The organism is Methanosarcina sp. UBA411 (assembly GCF_002495725.1).
GTDB lineage: Archaea > Halobacteriota > Methanosarcinia > Methanosarcinales > Methanosarcinaceae > Methanosarcina.
This window is the reverse complement of record NZ_DAGK01000011.1, coordinates 1-12,628: the sequence shown is the minus strand read 5'-3', so window position 1 is coordinate 12,628 and position 12,628 is coordinate 1. Positions and strand designations below refer to the sequence as shown.

The following is a 12,628-nucleotide window of genomic DNA, read 5'->3' as shown; positions in this document are numbered from 1 at the left end:
ATGAAACAGTAAACGCTTTATATAGACCAAAACTAAAGACAAATAAAGCTATTTCTTTCTTCTATTTTTTCTAATCTTTCGCATAATCTTCAAGTTTACGAAAACTACATATTTCAATTTATGGAAAATTAATTTGTTTTCAAAAGTGCGATTGACTTGATTATAAAAAACGCCATTTAATATATCCCCTATTGAAGAGGAATATATTTTCCATCCACTTTCTTATCAAAATCGATTTCTTAAGGGCTGAAAAAACTTATGGAAAAAATGTTGATCTCAAGGTATTCTCTACAAAAAGTCGGAGTCAAGGTCTTAAATTAAAAAGTACTTTATCGTTCAATATCTAATAAGTAATAGAAAAATTGAATCTAATATAACAATAGACTCAAACAGAAACCCTAATTTTAGGAGTTGGTAAACTTTATGGGAGATCAAAATGATGAAGTATATCTTGCAGAGTTGCAAGCATGCAAACTGGATTTTTTAGAATGGACACCTGAGAATGGAGCGAATGTTAGTGAAACATCAAAACAATTTGCAAGGGAGTTTCTGAATTTATCAGGTAAAGAGGACTGCAGCGAGACCAAAAAGTTTAATGGAGCTAAAAAGACATTCAATGAAATAGCTTCATTACTGATTCAGTGTAAAGCAGGAAATGATGGAACGATTCCTAAAGCAACCATAGATGAAATAGCAGAGAAAAGCGGAACTACAGATCGTAGAGTTTATACAGTACTGGAAGCATTAGGAACTGAGGGATGGAAGCCATCAAAGGGCTATGAAGAAAGGACTGACGATCAGCTTTGATTTTATTACATGAAGTTCGATTAAATTAAGGATGATTAAGAAAAGAATTGATCTGGTTTATGGAAAGGAGCAATACCTTTTCAAAACCTATTGCAATAAGAAATGCAACATCTCACGGGAAATCAGCATTAACTCCAGGCTGTGAAAAATAGTACTAATTTCAGATTCAGCAGTAAAATTCTGAAATTTTAAAGACTTTCAAGAATCGGTTTTTAAGCTGGTAGTTATGACACTTACAGAAATATTCAACCAGCTAAGAGAGCTTGAGAAAAAGTTTAATGAGATTAAGTATCCGCCTGAAGCGACCTTTCAGTCGTCCTTCGCTTCTAAAATCCGGAAAGCGGAACAGGATAGTTTAGTCCACCGCCTGCCTGTTTTTGAGCTTGATGAACTCTTCGAGAAGGTAGAGGGATGACATATAAAGTAGCCCTTCACCCCTCAATCCGCAAAAACCTTCAAAATTTATATCGGCTTGACAGGCCAGGTTATGATTACTTGAAACACCGTCTCCGCCTTCTGGCTTACAGGCCGGAAATTGGCGTTCCCCTTGAAGCCGAGTTTGAAGATAAATGGAGAATTCATATCGGGCCTTTTGTGCTGGTCTATACTTTTGACCGTGACTCAAATATCCTTACCCTGCTAGTTTTTGAACACTACACGCGGGCATATGATATGAATACAGCTTATGTGTGAATTCATGTTTTTTCCAGTTATACTGTTTTTTCCAGTTATACTGTTTTTACCAGTCATATTGTTTTTTTGGTCAAGCTTTTTTTTCGAAAAAAAGGTTGTGAGAATGATTTAAGGATTAATGTAGTATCAGAATATATGCAAGCAATTGAGGTATCTCATCTAATCAAGAAATTTGGTTCTCTTACTGCACTAAATGATATTAGTTTCTCAGTTAGCGAGGGAGAAACATTTGGTTTTTTGGGTCCCAATGGGGCTGGCAAGACCACTACTATTCGTATTTTGACAGGCGTTTCGAGACCTACATCTGGAACGGCAAGCATTTTTGGCCATGATATTGAGCACGACACTATTGCCGCACGGCAGTCAATGGGCATTGTGTCCGAGAATTCCAATGTTTATGACGACCTAACTGCATGGCAGAATATGATGTTTTCCGCCGAACTCTACCATGTGGGACGAAAAGAAAGAGAAAAAAAGGCAAACGAACTGCTCAAGAAGTTTGAATTATACGAACGGCGCAATGATAAAGCGCATGATTTTTCAAAAGGGATGAAGCGGCGTCTAACGCTCGCAATGGGACTTGTCAATAGCCCACGTTTGCTGTTTCTTGACGAACCAACCTCGGGGCTCGATGTGCAAAGCAATCTCATAATTAGGGAAGTAGTTTCCGATCTTGTCCTAGAGGGTGTCACGGTTTTTTTAACGACACATAATATTGAGGAGGCAAATATCATGTGTGACAGGGTAGCGATTATCAATAAAGGGCGTATCGTTGCAATTGATGCACCCGAATCCTTGAAAAAAACTATTCAGAGCGTGCAGTCGATCGAAGTCTCTTTTGATCATAATTCGGCAGATCAGCTTGACAAACTCAGCCGTTTATCCATGGTAAATGAGGCACAAAAAGCAGGTGATAAGTTTAAGCTCTATACTGAAGATCCCTCTGAAGTCATCAATGCAGTAATGGGTTATGCCCACACGCATAACCTTAAAGTTGTCAGTATCACGACTCTTGGTCCAAGTCTTGAGGATGTGTTCATACGGTTGACAGGTCTGCAGCGGACAGGTGAAAAAATCCATGCCATCGACTGAAAATAGAGGATTAGCAGAGCGCCTTTCCTGTGAACTCTCAGCTGCATGGGCGATTGCCAAAAAGGACATGCGGATTTACTACTTCAAGCCCAATATCATAGTTTCCGGCTTATTCTTCCCAGTTTTCATGTTCCTTGCCTTTGCCATTGGAAAAAACACCCAGCCTGGCACGCTCATTCCCGGGCTGATTTCAATTACTCTCTTATTTTCGGCTTCATCAATAGAACCGGTCTCAATACCTATCGAAAGAAGAGTAAAAACCTTTGAACGTCTTCTTTCGGCACCGATGTCCTTATACTCACTGGTAACTGGCGAGAGCCTGAGCGGTTTTCTGTATAGCCTCGGTATTGCATGTTTACCGCTTGCTATTGGTGTTATTGTATTCGGTACGCCTATCCTGAACATACCAATCCTTATTACTTCCATGGCACTTACAGCGTTCTGTTTTGCGACCCTTGGGACATTATTTGCCGCATATCCCACCGAGAATGTGGGAGAGGTTATGTCGATACTCAACACGGTAAGACTACCGCTTATTTTCATTTCCGGAGTTTTTATTCCTATATCGACTATGCCCAGAATCGGCCAGCAGATCGCACTGGTGTCCCCCCTTACTTACGGAAATGATATGATTGAGTATGCATATACCGGTAAATCGTTATTTCCACCGCTTCTGGATATTCTGGCGCTGATAGTATTCATCCTGATATTTCAGGTAACGGCAAACTACCTTTACAAGAAGTTCAATGAATGAGAAAGATAAACAAAGTCTAGATTAAAGAAAGTAAAAAAGAGCAATAAAAACGATTAAATTAGAAACTCGTTAGAAACTGAGGAAACCAGGATGCGGAAAAACGACAGGATCATTGCTTGTGGCAGGACTATAAATTACGAGATCATATATAGTAAAAAGAGAAAGAGAGCGGCTATCTTAGTCCGTCCTGATATGCGAGTTGAGTTTCGGGCGCCTCAGGGACTGAGCAATGATACTATTCGGGAAATGGTTAAAGGGAAAGCTCTGTGGATATTTAAAAAGCTTGAATGGTTCGAGACTAACAGGCTGCTGGATCAAAAAAAGCAGTATCGTGAAGGGGAAGTTTATCTTTATCTGGGCAGAGAATATCCTCTGAGAATCACATTCATGGACAGCGCTAAAAAACCCCTGGCTTTTTTCAAGGATTCCAAACTCACAGTTGAGGTTCCTGAGAATACTTCTGAAGATCTGATTCCTTTTCTGGTGAAAGAAGCTATCTGGAGTTTTTATAGCGAATGTGCCAAGGAAGAAGTTGAGAAAATTCTAGAAAATTATTCTAAAAAATTTGGGGTAGCTCTTCCGGTTTTTAAGGTAAAGCACCAGAAAAGGCGCTGGGGAAGCTGCTCTGCGGAAAATGTCCTGAGGATAAATTTCCAGCTTATAATGGCTCCGCCAAGACAACTTGAGTACGTGGTGGTGCACGAACTCTGCCACGTAAAAGAGAAAAATCATTCTGCACGATTCTGGAAGCTGGTCCGAGAACTCATGCCTGATTATGAAGAGTACAGGAGTAGCCTGAAAAAAGACGGCTGGAAATATGTGCTTTAAAGCCAGTAAAAATAATACATTTGCCTCTGAATTCTATTCGTTCTCTAACCCTTTTTATTTCTAATCTTTTCATTCTCTATAAGAATTATAACATAAGAATTATAACATAAGAATCATAACATAAGAATTATAACATAAGAATTATAACATAAGAATTGCAACATCCAGTTTCGAAAAAAATAAATACTGTTACGTTTATTATGTATTAGGGATTTATGAAAAATCAGAGCAAGAACACAAAAAAGTATGCAATGTTCTTTTTTATTGGGATTTTTACTTTTTACTTGAGTGGGTATATACTTAGAGGAATACATCCCCCTCGATCAATTTACCTGATGCTTTTGATTTATTTGACCCTTTTTGCGACCGAAATACTAGTTTTAAGGAATTATTCTCCAGCTTTTGTTCTTAAGGGGTTTGCTATATCTTTTGGAGCTCTCTTTTTGATCTCTGCGGGCTTTTTTGCTCTCGGGGCCTATAACCATATAAACTCAGCTGAGTACTGGATCGAAGCCGAAAGACTGGAAACAGTACCCGAGAAATATGCTGTTGTTACTGAAGGTGAAATCGGAGAGTATCCGGTTTTAAGGAGAGCACTCAAGACTGCAGGAGAGGCATTTACAGTTGATTCTGCTGAATGGAAACAGGTAGAAGATTTTCTTCTTTTAAAAGGATCGAACGTAATTAAAGTGGGTAACGATTACTATCAGATACACATGCCGATGTCTGTTGCTTGAGTAGCTGAATGGCATTCCCGGCTTTGTTGACTTTTAGGCTACTGCTTTTCTTTAGAGTCAGCTAACGTTTATCAAGTCTTAAGAGATTTTGTTCTCCAAATCCTTCTATGAGACGATATTAATCCGAATAAAGTATCGTCGAGAACTTTTTCTCTCAAGACTTTTTGAAAAGGCTTGTGAAAAATCAATCATAAAAATAATTTTGTCGCAATCTGGTTTTCTCATAAAGATCGATAGCAGAAAATAACAAATAGATAAGAAACATATTCCGTAATTGAAATACGATTTCTTAAAGAGGTATGGCTTTATGCAAGCCGAAGAAAGAGAACCAGAGGATTTCTTGATTGATATTCTTGATTCAGTCGAGAAAATAGAGAGTTTTATTGAAGGATTTGAATTTGAGGACTTTTCCACAGACGATAAAACCATATATGCTGTAATCCTGGCTCTTGAGATTATTGGGGAAGCCACGAAAAATTTGCCGAATTCTTTAAAAATGAAGCATCCAGAGATTCCATGGAGAGAAATGTCTGGATTGCGCGATAAAATGGTTCATGGCGAGTTAGGTCTTGATCTTGAAGCCATCTGGAATATAGCAGTAGAGGATGTTTCATCCTTAAAACCATTAATTGTTAAAATTTTAAGCTAAAAACGATATATTTCTGGCTTTTAAATTCATATTTATATCAACTTCTGGAAATAATAGTTTCTGGAAGTGCCAATTTATTTTTTACATAGTTTGACTATGCTTAGCCAATGTAAGATTAAATCTTTAAGTTTATATATAATGAAGTAATGTAGGATATTGGGCATCTGGGAAGGTCAAAAGAGACCTTTTAACTCTTTTTAATAACCCCCCATACCCCCCAACTCCCCAATATCCGGATGCCCAATCCCCATTAATGCTAACTGATAGTACTATTTTCAGTATCTTTTCTTTAATAGTACACTATTTTCAGCATCTTTTTGTCCAGCAATTTAATTTGCTTTTGATGGATGAGAATTTTCTTCGTTTTCTTTGTCTATGATTCCACATAGATATTGGGACTTACTTTGAACGGCCTGTACAGGAACATTGAGATATTGGCCTTGAGTCACCGGGGTCAGGAGAATTTATAGCTGGAGCAGAGAAAAGGCACTGCAATGAATACAGCAACCTTGTTCCTAAGGAGCTGAAGAACAAAAGCGCTGGCCATATTAAGAAGTTTAACCTAGCTGAGGTTTTGGAGCCCTGCCGCCCCCAGCGAATCACCAGAGATGAAAGAGAGTTCTAACCCTCATTCTACTGCTTTATCAGTTAAGCTTCATACTGGGTAAGTCCTGTGCCTTCAATAATCGTAAGGTAATTTTATCCTTATTTTTGAGAAACCTAAAAACAAGCAAATATATCACTTTTTACTAAAAAATACTATTTTTGAAAGGTTATTATGATGTTTAAAGCTATATTTCTAACTATAAAATAAATTTAAAGTTTAGAAATACTTATTTTCTGTAATTATACTACTTAAACTCTGTTTGACCAATAAAGATCATATTTCAGGTAAGAAAATTCCTTACCTAATGGCCAGTAGAGATACTTAAATGATACAATCATTATGGCAAATTATCGATTAATTTGGGAAATAAACACAGCTCTATGTTTCAGGAAATGTAAATAGATTTATACACCTGAGACTCGAGTGACTTGCCTTGAAAGCCCGAAGTTTAAGATGGTTTATAAGTAATAAATAAGGCTATATATAAATAAAAATAACTTTAAAATTTTAAAAACCCTTATTTTACTAGATAAACCATTTAAAATGATTCTTTCTTTAATTAAACCTTTTTAATCTCTTGTTTATCACAAGTATATTTATATTTAATCTAGCGAATTTTAGAATTGTCAAGCCGCAGATAGTCGGCAAGACAACAAGAATAGTTAAGTGGCTTTTAAGTAGCCGGCAGATAAGTGGAAAAACACTCAAAATTGACAATGTAAAGAACAAAACCGATGGTTTTCAAAAACAAATCTGGAGATTTATCGGCGTTATTATAGTGTCAAATCGTATTGAATAGTAAAAAGATGGTAAGATGGTTTGAATAAATATTTGGAGTGGATGGTATGTTGAAAATGAAAAAGATACTGGGAATTTTCCTGGCAGTCTGTTTTGTGCTGTCACTGACAGTTGCATCAGTAAGTGCAGCACCTTGGGACAATGACAGGCACAAATGGGATGACAACAGGAACAAATTTGATGACCACGACCGGATTAAGTGGGACAAAGACCGGATTAAGTGGGATAACGACAAGAGAAAGTGGGATAACGACAAGAGAAAATGGGACAACGACAGGAGAAAGTGGGACAATAAGAAACATGGCAAAGAGTACACCAAATGGTATAGAATGTATATAATTTGGTTTGTCAGCTATGAAAAGTTCTGCGGTTATTACAGCAAATTCTACAGCTACTACTACGAGTACTACGAATCCTACAGCCACTATGGAAGCAGATGGTAAGAACTGGCTGTAAAATGAGACTACAATTATTTCGTCATACACCCCTTGGATTAAACAAGCAGCAATCTTAATTAAAAGAATAATTTCGATTAAACTTGGGAGTGGGTTATGTGTTGAAAATGAGAAAGATACTGGGAATTTTCCTGGCAGTCTGTTTTGTACTGTCAGTGACAGTTGCATCAGTAAGTGCAGCATCTTGGGACAATGATAGGAACAAACGAGATGACAACAGGAACAAATTTGATAACCACGACAGGAATAAGTGGGACAACGACAAGAAAAAGTGGGATAATGATAAGAGAAAGTGGGACAACGACAAGAAAAAGTGGGATAATGATAAGAGAAAGTGGGACAACGACAGGAAAAAGTGGAACAATAAGAGACATGGGAACGACTACAATAGATGGCACACATCTTATATGAACTGGTACAAAATGTATATGAAATGGTTAATGAGTTATAACAAATTTTACGGCAATTATCACAGATACTACTGAAACAGTTCGTGATAACTGGCGAAAAACAAGCCTGTAGTTCTATAGCACACCCCTTGGACAAAATAAATTTAGAGCAGTAAGGTTCTTACTACTCCGAAAATGAGGAGGATCACGAATATCCAAAGCCCATGAGGAGATTAAGTGACCCTTCTCCAGATTCTCTTTTACTATTCCATTATTGTTAAGTCATGTTAATTTTAACGTTTCTCGTATGCGTTCTTCGTCATTATATCCGTTCTTCATTATATTACATCCGTTCTTCGTCTATTAAAATTACGATATTCTCACGCCCATGCTTGAACTTCTTAATCAGTCCTCTCTTTTCCAGTTCTGAAAGCAGAAGGCTGACTTTTACTTCTGAATAATCCAGCCTGCTACGCAGCTCTTTTTGCGTGATCCTGCCCCTGTGGCCCCGAATTACGTCCAGGATTTCGCGCAGCTCAGTAGAAAGGGGAGACTTTTTAAGATCAGCAGACTCAATTTTGGAATTATCTGTAGTTTCTATTATTGGGTCTATTACCGGCTCTGTTATGGAAACTGTCTCCCCTAAATTTCCTGACCCCGGCCTCACTCCAGAACCACTGCTTTTACTGAGGACTTTTGCCAGTAATCCAGATGTACCGAACTTCCCTTCCTGACGCATATTCATTTTCATTTTTTTGTGCCTTCTGGAAAGTTTATAACCTCCACCGAGCAGAAGAAGAAACATAAGGATTACTGATACGTAACTGTAACTTATAGTAGAAGAATTAGTCTTAGTCGAAAAGTCGGTCTCAGTAAAAGAGTCAGTCCTGGTTTTTTCGGCTGGGCTGACATTATTGACATTACTTGTTTTATCCTCGATTGTTTCCGTTACTGGATTTACAGAAGCTGGGTAAAGCAGGAGATCGAAGACATAGTTTCCTTCAGTTTCAATCCTCAAAGTTGTTTGTTTTGAATAAATTATGGTGTTGTTCAGGTAATAATTGGCTGTAATAACATAGTCTCCAGGTCCAAGTTCAAAAGAATAGGTGCCATTTTTTGCTACTATTGATTGAGAAGGATTGGAATTGATATTAATCACAGTATCGTTGAGGGGTTCAAGGGTATCCCATGCATATGTTGCCCCATGGATTGTTGCAGTGATCTTGCTGTCTGCTATGAAAGGTAGCCCTGAAGTGAGAGATACCCCTAAAGTGAGTAAAGCAGTAATGAGCAGGACGTAGAACCTCAAATTCATCTCTACCAGTAAATCCAGTATTGTAAGTTGAGGCTATGGGGTCAGTTACTAAAATTTGTAAACATAAATCTTATCAAAATTTTTCCAAACGTAGAATGTACATTTATTTTTCCGGATTTTTCCAATGAATCGCCCCCATGACCCATCATCGACTTTGCCATAATGAGCATGTTTCAAGATTATTCTGATAAGATCAAATATATAATTTTGAAGCAGGCCCATTGAGAACTTTCTTTATCCTTATAGACTTTTATAGTTACGAACTACAATTAGGTAAGTATAAATTATAAATAAATATATCGTTTATTATTTAATTCTATCGATATAAAATGACAACAATATGTGCAAAATTACATAAGAACAGTTTACAATTCGAATAATTCAAATAATACCATATTCCTGCTATGCGAAACCTCTCAATTTTATTAAAGTTAATAGCTACTAAAGCTAATAGACAAATGTCAAAATTTGTGACTTAGACTATGTTTTTTCTGAATATCAAACTAAAAAGTAAGTAAGATGATTAGACATGGTGAGTAAACGGGATCACTAAAAAGATCACTAAAGCGAGAACTTTTACATAAGATCCTCTCCTCTGATTTTGGTGTCTATTAGGGATTAAAAAATGTAACTTTAGAGATTAAAGGCATGTCATTTTTATTATTAATATACTTTGTTTTTATTTTAAGCATGTGTATCTGTTTCCATTGTAGCCATCGATATATCCTTTTTCGTAGCCTTTGTTGTAACTAGCTTTGTAGTACTTGGTCCACCTGTAATCATTGTAAGGAGAAGGAATTTTGGAAAGCGTATCCTTGCTTCCATATTGATTGCAATCTTTTTGGCCTTGTTTTCTGCCGTCTTTGTAGCCTTTTCCGTAGCCATCGCTGTAGCCATCTTTGTTCTTGCTATTACTAGCCGCGCTTGCTGAGGCAGCTGTTACTGACAGCACAAAACAAAGTACCAGCAAAACAGCAAAAGTCTTTTTAATTCTATCAAATTTTTTAGATGCCATAAATTAACTCCTAACTTATTTAATTGAATGAAAAATGATTTAACGCGTGTGAAAAGGTTCTTTTCCAAAATCCGTGGTCTTTAGATCTTTTGCCTTAAAACCTGTTATGGCTTTAAAGCCTGTGAGGTTTGGATTTATAGTAAGGAATTCAACCTTGACCTTACGAACCTGAATCCAACTTTTGAACTCACGAATTTGAATTCAGCCCCCTAAACTCGCTAATCTGAACTCAACCCTTAAGTTAATTAACTTGAATTCGACCCCTGAACTAAATAACTTGAGATCTTCATTTTCCTGTAAATTTCTACTTGCCCCTTTGACTATAAATATAATTAATTAGATTGTTTTGCCATTAAGTTTTTTATTTGCTACCCATGAGTTATATATAAATATTGACTGGATTAAATATAAATATACTTATAAGAAAAATTGATTAAAAATAGCTGAATTAGCAAAATAACAAATTATAAAACTTTATTTGGAAATTAAACTGTAAATAACAGGTTTAGTATATAAAGCTCTTAAAAAAGCTCATATGCTTAATATTTACAACAATATCAATTTATTCAGAGTCAGGCCTCTCCAGCTTTTCCAGTATATCCGCCTGCTCTTTATGCTGCTTTTGAGATTGCCCCTTAACTTTCTTTTCGGATGATGTAAGCCTGAAAGCCTCAATATCCCAGTTTGCCCTTTTTGCTCCTGCCTGATACACGCTCTCAAGAAAATCCAGGATCGCTTTTTCCGGTGAATCTGCTGAATTTCGGACATCTTCATACATTAAAAGCGCAAGCCCTGCCTGATGGCTCCAGAAAGCTTCTTTTGGGTTAAGTGGCTCATTCATGAAACCTGCAGGCTGCGGGTACATGTACGCATAAAAAGCAGGTTCCTTTATGTTCTGATCTCCTGCCCAGAACCCGAAACTGATTATTTCATGCGAGGAAGCTTCAAGTTCTACAGGGTTTGCTCCTTCCTTTACAGGTGCAGGCCTTCCTGAAAACAGAGTCAGGGCCAGGTCAGCGCGGTGCCAGAAGAAATGGACAGGAGAACTTTTCCCTATAAACCAGCCCCTGAAAACCTGAAAGGCGGAAGAGACTTGCACAAGGATTCTCCAGAACCGATTCACATATCCTTCGTCATAGGTCGCGTGCTGATAATCGGATGGGAAAGGCTCGGTACTTACTCCAGATATATCATACGGCACTGGCCTGATACCCACCGTAATCCCGAGCTCACCAAGACTCGAAAACACCCTGTCATGAAAAACAGCAACCGAAAACCCTTTTAAAGGCACGAATTTCAAGTCTCCTTCACTCGTCTCGATTCTTAAAACATGTTCCTTGTCCCGGAAATTGAACTCCATTTCGAAAGTCATGTCCTCGTAAGGAATAGGCCCAGTAGTAAGCCCGCGCACTGAAACGTAAAACGGTACATGCCACCAATGGTTCATTTTCGGAAAAAGCGCAAGCTTGACCTTTCCCACGATTTGCAGAAACAGGTGCAGCGTATTTTTCGTATCTTCCCATTCTTCAAGCGGCAAAGGCGGAAATTGAACATCCCGCGTAAAGCTAGTACTTACCATAATTACCCCCTCTGGAAAACCCCTAGATTACTAAATCAATGACAGTATCAACGATAGTAAAGTTTAGTGACAATTCTGTTAAATTTATAAAAGTATGATTATAAGTTGTAGATTCCGTTAATTTATAAGTTTAAAACCTTTCCTGCCCGAGTGAAAAAAATTAAAATATTGGCTCTGGAACCGGACTTTTGAATTAATAACTTATTTTTTATTTTTCAGGACTGGTTTGAATGTTCCACGTATTCTATTACCGAGCCGTTGGAATACTTTACTGTCATATTCCTGCCGGTTGGGACCTTATCCAGGACCCGGAGAATTTTTGCGCCTTTTTCTTCCAGATAAACCTTGAATTCACAGAGAGAATCTACAAGAAAAGTAGCCTGCATGCGTCTGAAGGATTTTAAGGCTTGATCTGAGCCGGCTATTAGCAAAATATCTCCTATCTGAGCCAGTTCCAGGCCGATTGTACAATATAAAAAATTATTTATATGTTTCAAAACAATGATTTAAAAATTATTTTCCGGGTTGAAGCTCCATTGAGGTAGCCAATAAATGGATAACGATGTGGTAGAAGAACTGCTGAAAATTGTAGTTGAGTCTCTACAATCTGAAGAAGGAAATTTAAACAAAGCAGTTGACCTTGCAATAAATTTTTCAACAAAATATTCAATCTCTTCCGACCAGTTATTAGTTTTAAGCACTTTTTGTGGGTCTGAAGGGTCCTATGAATTAGTATATATACTTGCAAAGACCGCTGCAAGCTTATCAACAGGACATGCAAAAGTAGCTGCTCATTATAATGCAGGAACTGCTTCTTACTTTTTGAACCTACCTATGGAAGCAGAGGAGCAGTATAAACTTGCCCTGGAATCAGACCCCAAACATGTAAATACACACTCAAATTACGGAA

Annotated in this window: 14 protein-coding genes and 1 pseudogene; 11 read left to right on the top strand and 4 right to left on the bottom strand. The window is 37.5% G+C overall.

Going from position 1 to position 12,628, the window contains the following annotated elements:
• Positions 1-423 precede the first annotated feature (423 nt).
• From BP861_RS03570 to BP861_RS03525, 10 genes are all read left to right on the top strand, one after another.
• Entirely contained in the window at positions 424-807 is a 384-nt protein-coding gene (locus BP861_RS03570) for a hypothetical protein (RefSeq protein ID WP_292372652.1), read from the top strand.
• Positions 808-1,033: 226 nt separating this feature from the next.
• Positions 1,034-1,222 carry a hypothetical protein gene (locus BP861_RS03565; RefSeq protein ID WP_292372650.1) on the top strand — a complete coding sequence of 63 codons (189 nt, stop codon included), beginning with the start codon at positions 1,034-1,036 and terminating at the stop codon, positions 1,220-1,222.
• Positions 1,219-1,500, top strand: coding sequence for a type II toxin-antitoxin system RelE family toxin (locus BP861_RS03560; RefSeq protein WP_292372648.1), 282 nt, complete (start codon positions 1,219-1,221; stop codon positions 1,498-1,500). Before BP861_RS03565 ends, BP861_RS03560 begins: the two co-directional genes overlap by 4 nt.
• Before the next feature lie 135 nt (positions 1,501-1,635).
• On the top strand, positions 1,636-2,592 hold the full coding sequence (locus BP861_RS03555) for an ATP-binding cassette domain-containing protein (protein WP_292372647.1): 957 nt from the start codon (positions 1,636-1,638) through the stop codon (positions 2,590-2,592).
• Positions 2,579-3,346 (top strand): ABC transporter permease, encoded by a 768-nt coding sequence (locus BP861_RS03550; RefSeq protein ID WP_292372645.1) that lies wholly within the window; start codon positions 2,579-2,581, stop codon positions 3,344-3,346. The genes BP861_RS03555 and BP861_RS03550 overlap by 14 nt, the downstream gene beginning before the upstream one ends.
• Positions 3,347-3,436: 90 nt before the next feature.
• On the top strand, positions 3,437-4,174 hold the full coding sequence (locus BP861_RS03545; RefSeq protein ID WP_292372643.1) for a M48 family metallopeptidase: 738 nt from the start codon (positions 3,437-3,439) through the stop codon (positions 4,172-4,174).
• A gap of 443 nt (positions 4,175-4,617) precedes the next feature.
• Positions 4,618-4,911, top strand: a complete 294-nt coding sequence (locus BP861_RS03540; RefSeq protein ID WP_292372641.1) for a hypothetical protein — start codon at positions 4,618-4,620, stop codon at positions 4,909-4,911.
• A gap of 307 nt (positions 4,912-5,218) precedes the next feature.
• Complete coding sequence (locus BP861_RS03535; RefSeq protein WP_292372639.1) at positions 5,219-5,560, top strand: DUF86 domain-containing protein; 342 nt, start codon at positions 5,219-5,221, stop codon at positions 5,558-5,560.
• 1,443 nt (positions 5,561-7,003) lie between these two features.
• Positions 7,004-7,408 carry a hypothetical protein gene (locus BP861_RS03530; protein WP_292372637.1) on the top strand — a complete coding sequence of 135 codons (405 nt, stop codon included), beginning with the start codon at positions 7,004-7,006 and terminating at the stop codon, positions 7,406-7,408.
• Between the two features lie 110 nt (positions 7,409-7,518).
• Entirely contained in the window at positions 7,519-7,905 is a 387-nt protein-coding gene (locus tag BP861_RS03525) for a hypothetical protein (protein WP_292372635.1), read from the top strand.
• A gap of 247 nt (positions 7,906-8,152) precedes the next feature.
• Here the strand turns inward: BP861_RS03525 and BP861_RS03520 are convergent, their stop codons facing one another.
• The 4 genes from BP861_RS03520 to BP861_RS03505 all read right to left on the bottom strand — a co-directional run bounded on the left by BP861_RS03520 (position 8,153) and on the right by BP861_RS03505 (position 12,215).
• Positions 8,153-9,124, bottom strand: a complete 972-nt coding sequence (locus BP861_RS03520; protein WP_292372633.1) for a helix-turn-helix transcriptional regulator — start codon at positions 9,122-9,124, stop codon at positions 8,153-8,155.
• 679 nt (positions 9,125-9,803) lie between these two features.
• The gene (locus BP861_RS03515) at positions 9,804-10,139 is read right to left on the bottom strand and encodes a hypothetical protein (RefSeq protein ID WP_292372631.1); all 336 of its coding nucleotides are present in this window, start codon (positions 10,137-10,139) and stop codon (positions 9,804-9,806) included.
• Between the two features lie 562 nt (positions 10,140-10,701).
• Entirely contained in the window at positions 10,702-11,718 is a 1,017-nt protein-coding gene (locus tag BP861_RS03510; protein ID WP_292372629.1) for a DUF5996 family protein, read from the bottom strand.
• Positions 11,719-11,933: 215 nt separating this feature from the next.
• Entirely contained in the window at positions 11,934-12,215 is a 282-nt protein-coding gene (locus tag BP861_RS03505) for a hypothetical protein (protein ID WP_292372627.1), read from the bottom strand.
• 55 nt (positions 12,216-12,270) lie between these two features.
• Here BP861_RS03505 and BP861_RS03500 point away from each other — a divergent pair.
• A pseudogene (locus tag BP861_RS03500) lies at positions 12,271-12,628 on the top strand (hypothetical protein); the annotation flags it as partial.